Annotated in this window: 3 protein-coding genes and 1 pseudogene; all 4 read left to right on the top strand. The window is 71.5% G+C overall.

Annotation, left to right across the window (positions count from 1 at the left end; translation table 11 throughout):
• Nucleotides 1-336: 336 nt before the first annotated feature.
• Nucleotides 337-1,985, top strand: a pseudogene (locus AC3ERS_RS04945) (AMP-binding protein); the annotation flags it as partial.
• A gap of 199 nt (nucleotides 1,986-2,184) precedes the next feature.
• Nucleotides 2,185-2,592, top strand: a complete 408-nt coding sequence (locus AC3ERS_RS04950; RefSeq protein WP_431963938.1) for an AMP-binding enzyme — start codon at nucleotides 2,185-2,187, stop codon at nucleotides 2,590-2,592.
• Complete coding sequence (locus AC3ERS_RS04955) at nucleotides 2,593-3,348, top strand: hypothetical protein (protein WP_431963940.1); 756 nt, start codon at nucleotides 2,593-2,595, stop codon at nucleotides 3,346-3,348. It begins immediately after the preceding gene.
• A 237-nt stretch (nucleotides 3,349-3,585) separates the two neighbouring features.
• A complete protein-coding gene (locus AC3ERS_RS04960) occupies nucleotides 3,586-20,385 on the top strand; it encodes an amino acid adenylation domain-containing protein (protein WP_431963942.1) in 16,800 nt (5,599 codons plus the stop codon).
• Nucleotides 20,386-20,542 lie beyond the last annotated feature (157 nt).

Consider the following 20,542-nt stretch of genomic DNA (forward strand, 5'->3'; position numbering starts at 1 on the left):
TCGCTCGGTCCGTGGCAGCCGTCGCCGGAGGGCGAGCAGCCCGCTGTTCGGACCGCTACTCACCGCGGCGGTGGAGTCGGCGGCCGATTCGGTTGCGGTGCGCTACAACTCGACGCCGAAGCCGAACGCGCACAGTTGCTCTCGGCGGTCACCGCCGGATCCGAAACCGGTGTGGCAGCAACTCGCGTCGCCCGGTCCGCTGAACTCGAACCGGCGCAGGCCGACCGAGTCGAGCGCGAGACGGGCGCGGCGGCAACTCGCGTCGCTCGCTCCACCGAACCCGAACCCGAACCGGCACCGGTCGACCAACTCGTGCCCGAGACACGACCGGTCGCCACGCTTGTCGACTTGTTCGGAGCGCAGGCGCGCCTGACACCGTTCACCACCGCGATCATCGATCGAGCCGCGACGGGCCAGCGCGAGTGGACCTACGCCGAATTCGCCACTCGCGTCTACCGTTTGGCGCGCAGGCTGGTCGACGCGGGCGTCGGTCCCGAGATGCTGGTCGCCCTCGGCATGCGTCGCTCGGTCGATCTGGTCGTCGCGATGTACGCCGTGCTGGAGGCGGGCGGCGGCTACCTGCCGCTCGATCTCGACCAGCCCGCCGAACGCCTCGGACACGTGCTCGACACCGCGAAACCGGTGTGCGTGCTGACCACCGCGCGCGACGATTTCGACACCGGGCTGCCGACGATCACCGTCGAGACCGAGGATCTGTCGGGTTACCCGGCCACGCCGCTGACCGACGCCGAGCGTCGCGCTCCGCTGCGTGGCGCGCACCCGGCGTACGTCATCTTCACCTCCGGTTCCACCGGACGACCGAAGGGCGTCGCGGTGTCGCACGCCGCAGTGGTGAACCAGATCCGTTGGCTCACCGCCGAATACCGCATCGGTCCCGCCGACACGGTGCTGTTCGAGCTTCACCCTCGAGGTCGTGACCGCCGTGCGGCGGGCCACCGACGCCGCGCTGCACAACCTGTACGGGCCCACCGAGTTCACCGTGCACGCCACCCTCGCCGTGGTCGCCGACGACGTCACCGGCGCGGTGCCGATCGGCGCGCCGGTGTGGAACGCACGCGCCTACGTGCTGGACGCGCGGCTGCACCCGGTGCCGGCAGGCGTCGCGGGCGAGCTGTACCTGGCGGGCGACCAGATCGCGCGCGGCTACCTCGGCCGACCCGATCTGACCGCTGATCGCTTCGTCGCCGACCCGCTCGGCGGGCCGGGCGCGCGCATGTACCGCACCGGCGATCTGGTGCGCCGCGGGCCGGACGGCGCGCTGATCTACCTGGGCCGCACCGACTTCCAGGTGAAGCTGCGCGGCCTGCGCATCGAGCTGCCGGAGATCGAATCCGCCTTGCGCGCCGACGATTCGGTGGCTCAGGCCGTCGTGGTGCTGCGCTCGGACCCGCACACCGGCGATCGCCTCGTCGGCTATGTCGTGCCCGCCGAAGGGCGGACGGTGGACGTGGCGGCGGTCCGCGAAGGCGCGGCAGCGCTGCTGCCCGCGTACATGGTGCCCGTCGCGTTGGTGGTGCTGGACGAGATGCCGCTGAACGCCAACAGCAAGCTCGACCAGGGCGCTGCCCGAGCCGGTGTTCGAACAGGCCGTGTTCCGCGCGCCGAGCACCCCGGTGGAGCAGGTCGTGGCGGGCGTGTTCGCCGACGTGCTCGGCGGCGGCGCGGCAGGCGACCGGCAGCTCGGCCTCGACGACGATTTCTTCGCACTCGGCGGCAATTCGCTGCTGGCCACCCAGGTCTCGGCCCGGCTCGGCGCGGCATTGGACACCGCGGTGCCGGTGCGGCTGCTGTTCGAGGCGTCCACGGTGGCGGCGCTGGCCGCCCGCGTCGAGCGGCACACGGGCGGGGGAGGGCGGCCCGCGCTCGTGGCCGGTCCACGCCCGGAGCGTATTCCGCTCTCGCTCGCCCAGCAGCGCATGTGGTTCCTCAACCGCTTCGACCCGTCCTCGCCCGTCTACGACATACGGCGGAACGGTTCGTGCCGAATCCGTGGGGTGAGCCCGGCGATCGCATGTATCGCACGGGCGATGTGGTGCGCTGGTTCGCCGAGCCCGGGCAGCGGGCGGGCGATGCAGCGGTCGGCACGGTGGACTGGCAGCTGGATTTCGCCGGGCGTTCGGACTTCCAGGTGAAGATCCGCGGGCTGCGCATCGAGCTCGGGCGGTGCTCGGCCGCCACGAGGACGTCGAGTTCGTCATCACCCTCGGCAGGGAAACGCCCGCCGGGACAACCGCCCTGGTGTCCTATGTGCTCGCCGCGCCCGGTCGCCGGATCGACCCGGCGGCGCTCACCGAATACGCGGCTCGCAGCTTGCCGGGGTACATGGTGCCCGCGGCCGTCGTGGTGCTCGATCAAGTGCCGTTGACGCCCGTCGGCAAGCTGGACCGGCGCGCGCTGCCGGAGCCGGTGTTCCAGCAGGCCGTCTTCCGCGCGCCGTCGACGCCGCTGGAGGAGGCGGTCGCCGCGGTGTTCGGGGAGGTGCTCGGCGCGGAGCGGATCGGCTTGGACGACGACTTGTTCTCCCTCGGCGGCACCTCGCTGCTGGCCACCCAGGTGGTCGAGCGGCTGTAGGTGCGCACCGGCGCCGAGCTGACGGTGGCGTCCTTCTTCACCGATCCCACCGTCGCCGGGATCGCGGCGCAGGTCGCCGCGGCGCTCGAGGCCGGGCACGACCACGACGCGAACGCCGAGAGCGCGCTGCGCGTGCTGCTGCCGATCCGGGCGGGCGGCGCCCGCCCGCCGGTGCTCTGCCTGCCGCCGATGTCGGGCATGCCGTGGACTTACGCGGGCCTGGCCCGGTTCCTGCCCGCCGACCAGCCGATCTACGGACTCCAGTCGCCCGAGCTGACCGAGCCCGACTACCGTCCGGTCACCGCGGCGGAGATCGTGCGCCGCTACGTGGACATCGCCGACTTCCACGCCGAGATCAGGGAGGGTTTCGAGGCGCTCGGCATCACCCTGCCCGTCGGACAGGACCTCGCCGAACTCGACGAGACGGCGCTCGCGACGCTGGGCGAGGCGCTCACCTGGGACTCGGCGGTGCTCACCGCGGAGCGCATCGGCGGCATCTACCGCGGCGCGCTGCGCACGGTGGAGATCGCGACGGCCGCCGAGCCCGGCGTGTTCGAGGGTCGGGTCGATTACTTCCGCGCCATGATTCCGGACCCGAACGGCCAGGGCCACGGCGGTGCCCCTGCGTGGGAGCCGCACGTGTCCGGCGTGATCGAGGTGCATCCGATCGTTTCGACGCACCGGGCGATGACCACCCCCGAACCGCTCGCCGAGCTGGGACCGCTGCTCGCGGCCCTGCTCGACGGAAAGGAGTGACTCCGTACCCGGCGGTGACGTGGCTGGCGGTAGCCTCTGCGGGAATGTAACGCCGCGGCGCGGCGTCCGCGATTGGGTTCATAACCGAGTCGATCAGACCGGTCGGCCTGTTGCGGCTGCCCGCCTACACTGATGTGATTGCTCGGACCGCGCCGACCCATGGCAGTTCAGTGGGGCGGGGGACTGATCTGCGTTCGGTCGTGCGGTGATAGCTCGACGAGAGGTGAATACGCTCGAATGGAAACTACCCGCCGTTCTACACGTGGTAGTCGTCGCCGCAGGCCAGGTAGTCCACTCTTCGGGCAGCTCCTCACTGCCGCGGTGGAGTCCGCGGCCGATGAGGTGGCGGTGCGCTTCGACCCCGCCAACGACCCCGAGACCGCCATCGAGCTGACCTACCGTCAGCTGGACGAGGACTCCTCGCGGCTGGCAAGGGAACTGATCGATCGGGGCATCGGCCCCGGCGACGTGGTGGCCATCGGCATCGCGCGGTCCGTCGCGTCGGTGCTCTCGGTGTGGGCGATCGCCAAGACCGGCGCGGCCTACGTGCCGGTGGATCCGGCCTATCCGCCGGACCGGATCGCGCACATCGTCTCCGACTCCGGAGCCGTGCTCGGCCTGACCACCGCGGCGCACCGGCGGGCCCTTGGCACCGGCGTCTACTGGATCGAGCTGGACGACCCTGTGGTGGCCGAGCGCATCCTGAACCGCGAAGAGTGGCCGATCACCTACGCCGACCGCGTGCGCGCCCTGAACGAGCACCACCCGGCTTACGTCATCTACACCTCCGGATCGACCGGCAAGCCGAAGGGCGTCGTCGTCACCCACACCGGCCTCGCCGGTCTGGTGGCCGCCGAACGCGACCACTACGGGGTCGACGGCGACTCACGGGTGCTGCACGTCTGCTCGCCGAACTTCGACGTGTCGGTGCTGGAACTGCTGCTGACCTTCTCCGCGGGCGCGACCCTGGTGATCGCGCCGCCGAAGGTGTTCGGCGGGTACGAGCTCGCGGATCTGCTGCGCCGCGAAGCCGTCACGCACATGCTGATCACGCCGGGCGCGCTGGAATCGGTCGACGCCACCGGACTCGACGACCTACGCGCCGTGGTGGTCGCGGGCGAGAAGTTCGGCCCGGAACTGGTCGCGCGCTGGGCCGACGGGACCCGCGAGTTCTACAACGGCTACGGCCCGACCGAGGCCACCATCCTCGCCACCAGCACCGCGCCGATGCACCCCGACGAGCCGATCACCATCGGCTCGGCCATCCCTGGCGTAGGCGCGTTCGTGCTGGACACCAGGCTGCGTCCGGTGCCGGCGGGCGTCGTCGGCGAGCTGTACCTGTCCGGCCCCGCGCTGGCCCAGGGCTACCTGAACCGACCCGGTCTCACCGCGGAACGCTTCGTCGCGAGTCCGTTCGGCGCGGAGACCGGACAGCTGGGCTCCCGGCTGTACCGCACCGGTGACCTGGTGCGCCGCAGCGAGATCGACGGCACCATCGAGTACCTCGGCCGCTCGGACTTCCAGGTGAAGATCCGCGGCCTGCGCATCGAGCTCGGCGAGATCGACAACGCGCTGACCTCGCACCCGGACGTCGACTTCGCCGCGACGCTCGGCCGGTCGCTACCCTCGGGCGCGACCGCGCTGGTGTCGTACGTGCTGCCGCGGCCCGGCGCGACCGTGGACACCGACGCGCTCTCGGCGTTCGTCGGCCAGTCGCTGCCCGCCTACATGGTGCCCGCGGTGATCATGGTGCTCGACGAGATCCCGCTGACGCCAGTGGGCAAGCTGGATCGCAATGCCCTGCCGGAGCCGGTCTTCGCGGTCAAGGAGTACCGCGCGCCCGAGACCAGGACCGAGGAGATCGTCGCCGAGGTGTTCGCGGCCCTGCTGCTGCCGGACGACCCGGAGGCCCGCGTCGGCGCGGACGACGACTTCTTCGACCTGGGCGGCAACTCGCTGCTCGCCGCGCAGGCCATCGCGCGGATCGGCACGGCGCTCGGTGCGCGGGTGCCGATGCAGCTGCTCTTCGACGGCTCCACGGTGGCCGGGCTGGCCGCGCAGCTGGAGCAGCACGCGGGGTCGGCGCTCGGCCGCGCCCTGGAGCCGCAGCCGCGTCCGGAGCGGATTCCGCTGTCGTTCGCGCAGCAGCGCATGTGGTTCCTGAACCGCTTCGATCCGGCCAGCGGGGTCAACAACATTCCCGTCGCCGTGCGGCTTTCCGGCGCGCTCGACGTGACCGCGCTCGGCGCGGCCGTGCGGGATCTGGTGCAGCGGCACGAGGTGCTGCGCACCGTCTACCCCGAATTCGACGGCGCCGGATACCAGCTCGTGCTGACCGCCGACGACCCGCGCGCGCTGCCCGAACTGGTCGCCGAACCCGCCACCGAGGCGGAGCTGTTCGGCCTGGTCGCGGCCGCGGTGACCGAGGGCTTCGACGTGACCGCGGCCGCGCCGATCCGCTTGCGCCTGCTCGCGGTGAGCGAGACCGAGCACGTGCTGGTGTGCGTGGTGCACCACATCGCGGGCGACGGCTTCTCGATGGGCCCGCTGACCCGCGACCTGATGACCGCCTACGCGGACCGCGCCGCAGGCCGCGCGCCGCAGCTGGCTCCGCTCGCCGTGCAGTACGCCGATTTCACGCTGTGGCAGCGTGAGGTGCTCGGCGACGAGGACGACCCGGAATCGGTGCTCGCGCAGCAGGTCGCCTTCTGGCGCGCGGAATTGGCCGGGCTGCCCGAACAATTGGAGCTGCCCGCCGACCGCCCGCGCCCCTCGGTCGCCTCGTACCGCGGCGACGTGCTGCGCTTCGAGATCGACGCCGAGGTGCACGCCGCGCTCGGCGGGGTGGCCAAGCGCCAGCATTCGACGCTGTTCATGGTGGTGCACACCGCGTTGGCGGTGCTGCTGGCCCGGCTGTCGGGCACCAGGGACATCGCCATCGGCACGCCGGTCGCCGGCCGCGGTGACGCCGCGCTCGACGATCTGATCGGCATGTTCGTCAACACGCTCGTGCTGCGCAACGACGTCGACCCGGCCGCCACCGTCGATCAGCTGCTCGACGCGGTCCGCCACGGCGACCTGGCCGCCTTCGGCCACGCCGACCTGCCGTTCGAGCGACTGGTCGAGCTGCTCGATCCGGTGCGTTCGGCGGCGCGTCATCCTCTGTTCCAGGTGATGCTGACCTTCCAGAACTTGGCGCGCACGGAGCTGGAGCTGCCGGGCTTGGCGGTGTCCGGCGTGGACATGACGGTGCCGCTGGCCAAGTTCGACCTGCAACTGGCGTTGGCGGAGCAGCTGGATCCCAGCGGCGCGCCCGCGGGTATCTCGGCCGAGATCACCTACGCCACCGACCTTTTCGACGCGGCGACGATCCGCGGATTCGCCGACCGCTTCGGGCTGATCCTGGCCGCGATCGCGGGCGAGCCCACCGCCGTGATCGGCGACATCGATCTGCTCACCGCCGACGAGCGCGCCGCGGTGCTCACCGGCTGGAACGACACCGCGCACCCGGTGCCCGCCGCCACGCTGGTCTCGCTGTTCGAGCGCCAGCGCGCCGCGACGTCGTACGCGACGGCGCTGGTGTACGAGGACGAACGGCTGACCTACGCGGAGTTCGGCGCGCGGGTGCACAGCCTGGCCCGGCGGCTGCTCGCCGACGGGGTCGGCCCCGGTTCGCTGGTGGCGCTGGCGATCCGGCGTTCGACCGAGTTGGTCGTCGCGATGTACGCGGTGCTGGAGGCGGGCGCGGGCTACGTTCCTCTCGACCCGGACCAGCCCGCCGAGCGGGTGGACTACGTCCTGGAAACGGCCAGGCCCGCGCTCGTGCTCACCACCGAGCGCGACGATTTCGCCACGGCCGCCGCGCCCGTGCTCGCGGTGGACACGCTCGACCTGAGCGGGTTCGAGTCGGCGCCGATCTCGGATTTCGAACGGGCGCGGCCGATTCGGCCGGGCGACACGGCCTACGTGATCTTCACGTCGGGCTCCACCGGCCGCCCCAAGGGCGTTGCCGTCACGCACGGCGCGATCGTGAACCGCCTGCTGTGGATGCAGCACGAGTACCCGCTCGGCGCGGACGACGTGGTGTTGCAGAAGACGCCCGCGACGTTCGACGTGTCGGTGTGGGAGTTCTTCTGGCCGTTGCAGGTCGGCGCGCGGTTGGTCGTGGCGAAGCCGGACGGTCATCGCGACCCGGTGTACCTGGCCACGGTGATGGCCGAACAGAACGTCACCACGGCGCATTTCGTACCGTCGATGCTGTCGGTGTTCGTCTCGACGCTCGGCGACGGCGCCGCGGCGCCCGCGTTGCGTCAGGTGTTCGCCTCGGGCGAGGCGTTGCCCGCGCCGACGGCGCACCGGTTGCGCGAGCTGACCGGTGCGCGTCTGCACAACCTCTACGGTCCGACCGAGGCCGCGGTCGACGTCACCTACCACGAGGTCGTCGACACCGACGAGGTGTCTGTGCCGATCGGGCGCCCAGTGTGGAACACCCAGCTCTACGTGCTGGATTCGCGGCTGCATCCGGTCGCACCCGGTATCGCGGGTGAGCTATATCTCGCGGGCGATCAGCTGGCGCTGGGCTACCTGAGCCGCAGTGACCTGACCTCCGACCGTTTCGTGGCGAATCCCTACGGCTCGGCCGGTTCTCGGATGTACCGCACCGGTGACCTGGTCAAATGGCTGCCTGCATCGCGAAGCGATTCGATGGGGGGCGGTGGCCGGGCGACGGGTGGGCCCTCCGCCGGTGAGCTGGAGTACTTGGGCCGCACCGACTTCCAGGTGAAGTTGCGTGGTCTGCGCATCGAGCTGGGCGAGATCGAGGCGGCGCTGTTGGCGCAGCCCGGTGTCGCGCAGTCGGTGGTGGTGTTGCGCTCGGACGCGCACGCCGGTGATCAGCTGGTGGGTTACGTCGTCCCCGAACCGGATTCGTCGCTCGAGACCGAGGCCGTGCGCAAGGAACTCGCGGCGGTGCTGCCCGGCTACATGGTGCCCGCGGCCCTGGTGGTGCTGGACGCCTTCCCGCTGAACCCCAGCGGCAAGCTGGACCGCAAGGCGCTGCCCGCGCCCGTGTTCGGCGGCGGCGCGGAGTTCCGCGCGCCGAGCACGCCCATCGAGCAGACGGTCGCCGAGGTGTTCGCGGCGCTGCTCGGCGCGAGCGAGGTCGGTCTGGACGACGACTTCTTCGCCCTCGGCGGCAACTCGCTGCTCGCCACCAGGGTGGTGGCCAGGCTGAACGCGGCGCTTGACTCGAACATCGAGGTCCGCGAGATCTTCGAGGCCCCGACCGTCGCCGCGCTCGCCGCGCGCGTCGTGCCTGGCGAGTCCGGTGACGCGAGGCCGCCGCTGGTGCCCGCCGTCCGCCCGGAGCTGGTGCCGCTCTCGCTGGCTCAGCAGCGCATCTGGGTGCTCAATCAGATCGATCCGGATTCGGCCGCCTACAACATCCCGTTCGCCATTCAGCTGGCGGGCAGGCTCGACGTGGCCGCGCTCCAGCAGGCCGTGCTCGACGTGCTGGAGCGGCACGAGGCGCTGCGCACCCGCTACCCGGCGGTGGCCGTCGGCGAGCTGCCGTACCAGGAGATCCTGACCGTCGCGGACGCGCTGCCCGGCGGGCTCGCCGTGGAGCAGCCTGCCGACATCATGGGCCGGGTCGTGGAACTGATGTCGGGTGGCTTCGACGTCACCGAACAGCCTCCGGTACGGATCGCGCTGCTCAACGGCGGCGTCCCGGACAAGCACCTGCTCGTCCTCGTGGCCCACCACATCGCCGCCGACGGCGCCTCGCTGGCGCCGCTGGCCCGCGACCTCATGACCGCCTACATCGCTCGCACCGAGGGCGAGGCGCCGGGCTGGGCGCCGCTGACCGTGCAGTACGCCGACTACGCGCTGTGGCAGCGCGAGGTCGTCGGCGTGGTGGACGACGCGGATTCGGTCGCCGCGCGCCAGCTGGCGTACTGGACCGAACAGCTTGCGGGCCTCACCGGCGCCGCGGCGCTGCCGCAGGACCGGCCGCACCCGCCCGTGCCGTCGATGCGCGGCGCTTCGGTCGGCTTCCGGCTGCCCGCCGAGGTACACGGCGAGCTCGCTCGCCTTGCGCGGGAACAGAACTCGTCGCTGTTCATGGTGCTGCACGCGGTGCTCGCCGTGCTGCTCGCGCGCCTCGTCGGCGACTCCGACGTCGCCATCGGCACCCCCATCGCGGGCCGCGGCGAGCGCGCGCTCGACGACCTGGTCGGCATGTTCGTCAACACACTGACGCTGCGAACGACCGTCGATCCCGACGCCACCTTCGCCGAGCTGGTCCACGCGGCGCGGGAGACGGACCTGACGGCGTTCGCCAACGCGGACATCCCGTTCGAGCGCGTCGTCGAGACCGTCGCGCCCGGCCGCGCCAGCGCGAACAATCCACTGTTCCAAGCGGTTCTGGCCTTCCAGAACCTGGAGCGCCCGACGCTGGAGCTGCCCGGTCTGACCGTCGGCGTGCTGGACTCGGAGTCCATCGCGGCGAAGTTCGACCTGCTGTTGAACGTCGAACCGCGCCACCGCGAGGACGGTTCGCCAGCCGAGCTCGCGGCCGTCTTCACCTACGCCACCGACATCTTCGACGAGGCGACCGTGCGCTCGTTCGCGCGCCGCCTCGCGATGGTGGCCAGCGCGGTCGCGGACGACCCGCAGCAGCGCGTCGGCGCGATCGACCTGCTCGAGCCCGCCGAGCGGGACCGGCTGCGCCCCAACCGCATTCCGGTCTCGCGTGACATCACGCTGCCGCAGCTGCTGCGCAACGCCGTGCAGACCAACCCGAACGGCGTCGCGGTCGTGGTGGCCGACGCCGCCGAGCGGTACGGCCAGCTCGGTTACGCCGAACTGGATCTGCGCTCGACGCTGCTGGCGCGGCTGCTCATCGACCGCGGCATCGGCCCGGACGACGTGGTGGCCGTCGGCATTCCGCGTTCCGTGGAATCGGTGCTCGCGGTCTGGGCGGTGGCCAAGACCGGCGCCGCGTTCGTGCCGGTGGACACCAACTACCCGGCCGAACGCATCGGCCACATGGTCAAGGACTCGGGCGCGGTGCTCGGCCTGACGGTCTCCGACGCCCAGCGCGCGCTGCCCGATCTCGTCGAATGGCTGCTGCTCGACGACATCGAGTTCGTCAGCGGGCTCGCGGTGTACTCGGCCAAGCCGATCACCGACGCGGACCGGGTGCGGCCGCTGCGGCCCGCGCACCCTGCCTACGTCATCTACACCTCCGGCTCGACCGGCACCCCGAAGGGCGTCGTCGTCACCCACGCCGGTCTCTCGGGCTTCTGCGATGAACAGCGGGAACGTTATCGGGTGACCCCCGGTTCGCGGACGCTGCACTTCGCGTCCCCGTCCTTCGACGCCTCGGTGCTCGAACTGCTGCTCGCGGTGGGCGGCGCCGCGACGATGGTCGTCGCCGCGCCGGACGTCTACGGCGGCGCGGGTCTGGCGGAGCTGTTGCGGCGCGAGCGGGTGACGCACGCCTTCGTGACGCCCGCGGCCCTCGCGTCCATGGACGCGACTGGTCTGGACGAACTGCGCGTGCTCATCACCGGTGGCGAGGCATGCCCGCCGGAGTTGGTGCGGCGCTGGGTGATTCCGGTCGGCCACGGCATGCGGCAGTTCTTCAACGCCTACGGTCCGACCGAGGCCACGGTCATGACCAACGTGACGAAGTCGATGACGCCGGACCTGCCGGTGACCATCGGCGCGCCGATCCGCGGCGTCGCCGCGTATGTGCTCGACGAGCGGATGCGTCCCGTGCCGACCGGGGTGGCCGGTGAGCTGTACGTCTCCGGCGCGCAGCTGGCACGCGGTTACGGCGCGCAGTCCGGCCTGACGGCGGGCCGCTTCGTCGCCGACCCGTTCACCGCCGACGGCGCGCGGATGTACCGCACCGGCGACCTGGTGCGTTGGACTCCGAAGGGTGACCTGGAGTACCTGGGCCGCAACGACTTCCAGGTCAAGGTGCGTGGCTTCCGTATCGAGCTCGGCGAGATCGACGCCGTGCTCGCGGCGCACGAGAGCGTGGACTTCGCGGTGACCGTCGGTCACGAACTCGACAGCGGCACCACGATTCTCGCCTCCTACGTGCACGCCGCTCCCGGCGCGCGGGTGGACGTCGCGTCGCTGACCGCGTTCGCCGAGGAGACGCTGCCGCGCCACATGGTGCCGACGGCGATCACCGTGCTCGACGAGATCCCGCTGACCCCGGCGGGCAAGCTGGACCGGCGCGCGCTGCCCGCACCGCAGTTGCAGGTCAGGGAATTCCGCGCGCCCAGCGGCCCGCTCGAGCAGCTCATCGCCGAATTGTTCGGTGAGGCACTCGGTTCCGAGGAGCCGATCGGCGCGGACGACGACTTCTTCGCCCTCGGCGGCAATTCGCTGATCGCCACCCAGGTGATGGCTCGCCTCGGCAGCGCGCTCGGCGGTCGTCTCGAGGTGCGCGAGCTGTTCAACGCCTCCACCGTGGCGGGCCTCGCCGCGCGGTTGGCGCAGAACACGGCGGCCCCGGCGCGGCCCGCGCTGGTCGCCGGTCCGCGACCGGGGATCATTCCGCTCTCGCCCGCGCAACGGCGCTACTGGTTCCTCAACCAGTTCGACACCGCCGCGTCCGCTGTCGACAACATCCCGCTCGCGGTGCGGCTCATCGGCGCGCTCGACGTCGACGCGCTGGGCCAGGCGATCGGCGACGTGGTCGCCAGGCACGAGGTGCTGCGCACCACCTACCCGGGATCGGACGAGGCGCCCCGCCAGCTGATCCATCCCGCGTCCGAGCTACCCGCCGAACTGGTCCCGGTCGACATCGCCGCGGGCGAGTTGCAGTCCGCGGTGGTCGATTTCGCGCTGACCACCTTCGACGTGACGGCCGAGGTCCCGTTCGCCGTGACGTTGTTCCGGCTGGCGCCCACCGAGCACGTGCTCGCGATCGTGGTGCACCACGTCGCGGCCGACGGCGCCTCGATGAACCCGCTGGCCCGCGACGTCATGACGGCGTACGCGGCCCGAGCCGCGGGCGCTGTCCCGGTGTTCGCGCCGCTGCCTGTGCAGTACGCCGATTACGCGCTGTGGCACGACGCGGTGCTCGGTTCCGAGGACGATCCGGAATCCATTGCCGCCCAGCAGATCTCCTACTGGCGCGCGGCGCTGGCCGGGCTGCCCGACCAGCTGGAGCTGCCCGCCGACCGTCCGCGTCCCCCGGTGCAGTCCTTCCGCGGCGCCGCGTTGCGCACCGTGATCTCGGCGGACCGGCACGCCGCGCTGCAGGAGCTGGCGCGGGCCAATCACGCCTCGCTGTTCATGGTGGTGCACGCGGCGCTCGCGGTGCTGCTCGCGCGGCTGTCCGGCACCGATGACATCGCCGTCGGCACCCCGCTCGCGGGTCGCGGCGAGCGCGAACTCGACGACCTGATCGGCATGTTCGTCAACACTGTGGTGTTCCGCACCAGGGTGCGCCCCGGCGAGCGCTTCGCCGACCTGCTCACCGAGGTGCGCGAACGCGACCTGGAGGCGTTCGCCAACGCGGACGTTCCGTTCGAGCGCCTCGTCGAGGTGCTCAACCCGGTGCGGTCGACGGCGCGCAACCCGCTGTTCCAGATCGGCCTGTCGTTCCAGAACCTCGCCGAAACCACCTTCGAGCTGCCCGGATTGACGGTCGGCGCGGTGGATTTCGACGCCAGTCTCGCCAAGACCGATCTGCAGCTGACGGTGACCGACCGCTACGCCCCCGACGGCGCCCCCGCCGAGCTGGTGGCCGACTTCAGCTACGCCACCGACCTGTTCGACGAGGACACGGTGCGTGGCTTCGCGGACCGCTTCGAGCGCGTGCTCGACGCCGTGATCGCCGACGCCGCCGTGTCGGTGGGCGAGATCGATCTGCTCTCCGACGAGGAGAACGAGCGAATCCTGCGGTCCTGGAACGACACCGCGCGCCCGGTGGACACCAGGGCGACCCTGGTGTCGCTGCTCGACGCCAGCGTGGCCGGTTGGCCGCAGGCGCCCGCGCTCGTCGCCGACACCGCCGCAGGACTGCTCGAGCTGACCTACGCCGAGCTGGATGCTCGGGTGAACCGGTTGGCGCGGTACCTGATCGGGCGTGGTGTGCGTCCGGAGGATCGGGTGGCGTTGGCGATTCGTCGTTCGGCGGATCTGGTGATCGCGATGTACGCGGTGGCCAAGGCCGGTGCGGCGTATGTGCCGATCGACCCGGATCAGCCCGCCGAGCGGGTGGACTACATCCTGAACACCGCGGCGCCGCGCTGCATGCTGACCACCGCGGCCGACGGCTTCGTCAGCGCCGCGGCGGAGACGGTGTCGCTCGGAGCGCTCGACTTGACCGCCTACTCGCCCGCGCCGATCGCGGCAAGTGAGCGCAATGGTGTTCTGACTGCGGCGAATACGGCGTATGTGATCTTCACGTCGGGTTCGACGGGTCAGCCCAAGGGTGTGGCGGTGCCGCACGGTGCGATCGTGAACCAGTTGTTGTGGAAGTCGGACGAGTTCGGTCTCGACAGTGAGAACGTGGTGCTGTTGAAGACGGCGGCGACGTTCGACCTGTCGGTGTGGGAGTTCTGGTCGGCGGCGGTCAGCGGTGGCCGGCTGGTGGTGGCGACCGCCGATGGTCATCGGGATCCGGCGTACCTGAACGGGTTGATGCGTTCGACGGGTGTGACGACGTTGCACGTGGTTCCGTCGATGCTGGACGCGCTGCTCACCGAATCCGAAGGGCGGCTTCCCGAATCGCTGCGCCGGGTGCTCGCGATCGGCGAGGCGCTGCCCGCCGCGCTGGCCCAGCGGGTCCGCGCGGGCGGCACCGAGCTGTTCAACCTGTACGGTCCGACCGAGGCGGCGGTGTCGATCACCAACCATCCGGTCACCGATGCCGACTCGGGTTCCGTCCCGATCGGCGTGCCGCAGTGGAACAGCCGTGTCTACGTGCTGGACGCCATGCTGCGTCCCGTCCCGGTCGGCGTGCCCGGCGAGTTGTACCTGGCCGGTGCGCAGTTGGCGCGCGGCTACTTCGCGCGGCCTGGTCTCACCGCCGACCGCTTCGTCGCCGACCCGATCGCCGCGGCGGCCTCCGGCGAGCCGGGTGCGCGCATGTACCGCACGGGCGACCTGGTGGTCTGGAACGCCGAGGGCGAACTGGAATACCGGGGCCGCACCGACTTCCAGGTGAAGGTGCGCGGCTTCCGCATCGAGCTCGGCGAGATCGACGCCGCGCTCACCGCGCAGCCCGGCGTCGACTTCGCGATCACGGTCGGCCGCGAATCAGGCGGGCGGGCAATGACTCTCGTCTCCTACGTTGTGCCGGTGAAGGGCGCGCGGGTCGACGCCGACGCGCTTGTCGCGCAACTCGGGCAGCAGCTGCCGGAGTACATGGTGCCCGCTGCCGTCGTCGTGCTCGACGAGCTGCCGCTCACCTCGGTCGGCAAGGTGGACCGGTCGGCGCTGCCCGAGCCGGTGCTGCCGACCCGCGAATACCGCGCGCCGCGCACGGCGCAGGAAGAGGTCGTCGCCTCGGTCATCGGCGAGGTGCTCGGCATCGAGCGCGTCGGCGCGGACGACGACTTCTTCGCCCTCGGCGGCGACAGCATCGTGTCCATCCAGGTGGTGGCCAGGGCACGCGCCAAGGGCGTGCTGTTCACCCCGCGCCACGTCTTCGAGGCGCGCACGGTGGCGGCGCTCGCCGCGATCGCCACCTCGGCGGCGACGGCCGCGGAGGAGCAGACCGGCGAGCTGCCGCTCACGCCGGAGGCCGCTCGACTGCTCGCGGCCAGGCCCGACGGCGTCGAGGTGCGCGCGATCGTGCTCGACGTGCCCGCCGACCGCCCGGTGCCGATGGTGCGCGCCGCGATCGACGCGGTGCTGCAACAGAACCCGATGCTGTGGGTGCGGCTGCGCCCGGCGGCCGACGGAGTCCCCGCGGCCTTCGACCTGCCCGCCGCGCCGATGCCGACCGACCAGCCGTTCTATCTGCTGGAGGACGCCGCCGTCCCGCTCGACGACGTGGTGCAGGCCGCCGCCGCGGCGCTGGACCCGACGCAGGGCCGCAACATCCGGTTCGTCCGCATGGGTCCCGACACGGCCGCGCAGCTGGTCGTCGTCGCCAACGGCCTCGTGGTGGACGACCTCTCGTGGCGCACGGTCATCGATCAGCTCACCGCGGGCTGGTCGCGACACCGCCACGCCGCGCCCGACGCGACCGAATCAGGTCTCGGCACGGTGCTGCGCGCACTGGCCGCAAGGGCCGAGGCGCCGGCGACCGTGGCCGAGCTGGCCTGGTGGCAGCGGGCATTGGCCGACGTGATCACGGAACCCCCTGCGGGAGCGGATCTTTCGATCCGTTCGCGGGTGTCGCTCACCATCACCTCCGAAGGCGCTGCCGCGGTGACGACGATGGCGCAGGCCTACCACGCCACCGTCGAGGAGGTGCTGCTCACCGCGCTGGCCATCGCCCTGCACACGGCCGAGAAGGAGAACTTCGCGCGTGCGGCGGGCTCGGTGGTCCGGCTCACCGCGGACGCGCGCGACCGAGCGCATTCGGATCTGGTCGGCGGTTTCACCACCGACTACCCGCTGCCGCTTCGGCTCTCGGGCGTCGATATCGCCGACGCGCTGGTCGGTGGCCCCGCCGCGGGCGCCGCGCTCGGCCGGGTCAAGGAGCTGCGCCGCGCGGTGCCTTCCGGCGGCGTCGGCTACGGCCTGCTGCGCTACCTGAACGGCGCGGCGGAACTGCCGGGAGCGGGCCTGATCCGGCTGCGCTACCGCGACCTGCGCCCGGCGAAGATGCACACCGACGCCGCCGCCGAGGACCTGCTGCTCGACATCGTGGTGGAGACCACCCGTGAGGGGCTGCGGGCCAGGTTCGACTTCGCCGCCGCCGCGTGCGGCGCCGACGACGTGAAAACCTTTGCCGAGCATTGGGTCCGGGCCCTCGGCGGTCTCGCCGAACACGCCCTCCGTCCCGGCGCGGGCGGATACACGCCGTCGGACTTCCCGCTGGTGCGGCTCACCCAGTCCGATCTGGACCGATTCGGCGGTGCGTACCCGGAACTGGGCGACGTCTGGCCGATGACGCCGCTGCAGTCGGGCATGCTCTTCCACGCGCAGCTCGCCGACGCTTCGATCGACGCGTACATGCTGCAGTTCGTGCTGGATCTGGACGGCACGGTGGACGCGGCGCGGTTGCACGCCGCGGCCCAGGCGCTGCTGAATCGGCACGCGAACCTGCGGGTCGCCTTCGCCGACACCGGCGACGGCCGCGCGGTGCAGGTGGTGCCGGATTCGGTCGTGGTGCCGTGGCGCCAGATCGCGCTCGACCACCTCGATCCGGCCGTCGCCGCGAGCGAGGCCGAGCGAATCAAGGCCGCCGACATGGCGCAGCATTTCGACATGCGGACCGCGCCGCTGCTGCGCTTCACGCTGCTGCGCACGGCCATCGATCGGTTCCACCTGATCGTGACCAGCCACCACATCCTGCTGGACGGCTGGTCGGTGCCGCTGCTGATGCGCGAGCTGCTGACCGTCTACGCGCTCGGCGTTCGCTCCCGCCATCTGCCGAAGATCCGGCCCTACCGCGACTACCTGGAGTGGCTGGTCGCGCAGGATCCGGATGCGGCGCGGCAGGCGTGGCGCGCGGCGCTGGCCGGCATCACCGAGCCGACGCCGCTGGCCGGTGCGGCCAACCGCGAGATCTCCGCGGGCATCGGCGAGGTCGACTTCGTCTTCTCGCCCGATCAGACCGCGGCGCTGACCGGTGCCGCGGCCCGCGCGGGCGTCACGGTGAACACGGTGGTGCAGGCCGCGTGGGCGCTGCTCATCGGACGCGTCACCGACCGCGACGACGTGGTCTTCGGCGCGACCGTGTCCGGCAGGCCCGCCGAGTTGGACGGCGTGGAGACCATGGTCGGTCTCTTCCTCAACGCCATTCCGGTGCGGGTGCGCCTCGGCGCTTCGCAGACGGTGGCCGAGCTGCTGCGCACGTTGCAGGGCGAGCAGGCCGCGCTGCTGGACTACCACTACTTGGGCCTGAGCGAAATCCAGGACGCCATCGGGGTGGACGGGCTGTTCGACTCGCTGGTGGTGTTCGAGTCCTACCCGGTGGACCGGGAGGGACTGCGGCGCGCCAGCGCGATCGACGGCATGAGCGTCAGCGGTGTGCACGTCGCCGACGGCACGCACTACCCGGTGTCGGTCATCGTGGCGCTCGGCGAGCAGTTGCACGTCGAGATCAAGTACCTGCGCGATCTGTTCGACGAGGCCGCGGCGCGGACGCTCGCCGACCGGCTGGCCATGCTGATCGGCGCGTTCGTCGCCGAGCCGCGCGCCAGGATCGGTGAGATCGACGCGCTGCTGGCCAAGGAGCGCAGCGCGCTCGCCGCGCACAACGCCACCGAAGTGCCCGAGCTGCTGGACGATTCGACGCTGCTCTCGCTGTTCGACGCCCAGGTCGCGCGCACACCGCACGCGACGGCGCTGATCTCCGGCAACGCCCGGCTGAGCTACGCCGAGCTCGACGCCAGGTCGCGGCGGCTCGCGCGGGAGCTGGCCGCGCGCGGCGTCGGCCCGGAATCGCTGGTGGCCGTGGCGATGCGGCGCAGCGTGGACCTGGTCGTCGCGATCTACGCCGTGCTGCGCGCGGGCGGCGCGTACGTGCCGGTCGATCCGGACCATCCGGTCGAGCGCAGCGAGTACGTGCTCGCAGGAGCCGCACCGGTGTGCGTATTGACCACGGCGCGGACCGGATTCGGCACGGCCACCGGCGTTCCGGTGGTCGCGGTCGACACGCTGGAGTTCTCCACGCCCGCAGGCGCGATCGCCGAGGCGGACGTGCGGGCCGACAACGTCGCCTATGTCATCTACACCTCCGGTTCGACCGGCCGTCCGAAGGGCGTGGCGATCACGCACCGGCAGATGGCCAACCAGTTCCGCTGGGCCCAGCGGACCTATCCGCACGACGGCTCCGACGTGGTGCTGCACAAGACGCCGATCACCTTCGACATCTCGACATGGGAGTTGTTCTGGCCCTTGCAGACCGGCGCCACCGTGCTGATCGCCGAGCCGGACGGTCATCGCGACCCGGCCTACCTGGCGCGCGCCATGGTCGAATACAGCGTCAGCACGGTGCATTTCGTGCCGTCCATGCTCGACGCCTTCCTCGACGGCCCGGACGAGCACACCGAGTACCCGGCGCTGCGGCGCGTGTTCGCGGCCGGTGAGGCGCTCTCGGCGGAAACGGCCGAGGCCTTCGCCGCCGCGCTGCCCTCGGCCGAGCTGGTGAACTGGTACGGCCCCGCCGAGGCGACGGTCGTCACCGCGCACCCCGGCCGGGTCGACCACGGTTCCGCGGTGCCGATCGGCACGCCGGTGGCCAACACCGAGGTGCTGGTGCTCGACCGCCAGCTGCGCCCGGTGCCGTTCGGCGCGGCGGGCGAACTGTACGTCGCGGGCGTGCAATTGGCCCGCGGCTATCACGGCGCCCCCGCGCTCACCGCGGAACGTTTCGTCGCGCACGAGGACGGCGGGCGGCTGTACCGCACCGGTGACGTGGTGCGCTGGCGGGCCGAGGGCGACGGCGCGGCGCTGGAATACCTGGGCCGCACCGACTTCCAGGTCAAGCTGCGCGGCCAGCGCGTCGAGCTCGGCGAGATCGAGGCCGTGCTCGCCGATCACGACGAGGTGCGCCACGTCGCGGTGTCGCTGGTGCGGCAGGCCGCGGGCGACCGGCTGGTGGCCTACGTGGTTCCGGTGCCCGGCTCCGCGGTGGACGTCGACGACCTGCTCGCGCACGCGCGCGCCGCGCTGCCCGCGTACATGGTCCCGTCGGCGATCGTGCCGCTCACGGCGATGCCGCTCAACGCGAGCGGCAAGCTGGACCGCAGGGCGCTGCCCGAGCCCGAGCTCGCGTCGCGCGACTACCGCGCCCCGGTGACGCCGATGGAGCAGGCCGTCGCCGCGGTCTTCGCGGAGGTGCTCGGCGTGGACACCGTCGGCGCCGACGACGATTTCTTCGATCTCGGCGGCAACTCGCTCGTCGCGACCCGCGTGGTCGGCAGGCTGCGCGCGCTCACCGACGCCGAGGTGCGGGTGCAGTGGTTCTTCACCGACTCCACCGTCGCCGCGCTGGCCGCCAAGATCAGCACCGCGCAGGAGAACGGCGTCGACTACGCGGCCGATTCGGCCGCCGCACTCGGCCCGCTGCTGCCGATCCGCGGCACGGGCGCGGCCGAGCCGCTGTTCTGCTTCTATCCGATGGCCGGATTGTCGTGGAGCTACGCGGGTCTGGTGCCGCACGTCGACCGGTCGCGTCCGATCATCGGACTCCAGTCGCCCGCGCTCTCCGAGGAGGACTACCTGCCCGAGTCGCTGGACGCGATGGCAGCGCGCTGCCTGGCCGAGATCCGCTCGGTCCAGCCGCAGGGTCCGTACCACCTGCTCGGCTGGTCGCTCGGCGGCATCCTGGCGCACGCGGTCGCGGTCCGGCTGCAGGCGGCGGGGGAGCGGGTCGCGTTGCTCGCCATGCTGGACAGCCACCACGACATCGGCGTCGCGGATTTCCGCACGGCGCTGCGCGGTGCGCTCGCCGAGATCGGCATCGGCGCCGACGATCTGCTCGGCGACGGCGATGTGCACGATCTCAGCGACGCTTCGCTCGCCGCGCTGCACGCGACCATCCCGCCGGAGCTGGCCGTGCTGACGCCGGAACGGCTGCGCCGCATCTATCGCAGCGCGGTGCGCTCATCGGAACTGATCGCCAGGCACCGGCCCGGCGTGTTCCGGGGCAGGCTGGAGTACTTCAGCGCGCGGATCCTCGGCGAGAACCTGGTGCACGGCATCGACCCGGAGACCTCGGCGAACAAGTGGCAACCGTTCGTCGACGGCGTCGTCGCCGATCACCCGATTCAGGCCACGCACGATCAGATGACCTCGCCGGAGGCGCTCGCGGAGATCGGACCGAGACTTTCGTCACGGCTCCCCGGGCCCGGTGAGGATCACAATTCGGCTGGTCGGGCATGATGAGGAAACGGCAAGGTAACAAAGACCCCTGGTCCGACGACTACACAAGCCGTAGGGTCGGGCGTGGCGCAAGCCGCGCGGACGTCCGGCGGCCAGGGGAAGCCCATCCGTGATCCCGATACGAAGTGAAGGTGCGAAATTGATACGTCGACACACC

It is taken from the genome of Nocardia sp. bgisy134, assembly GCF_057708325.1.

Coding starts and splice junctions, on each gene's coding strand:
- AC3ERS_RS04960 (WP_431963942.1), top strand. CDS start 3,586: ATGGAAACTACCCGCCGTTCTACACGTGGTAGTCGTCGCCGCAGGCCA.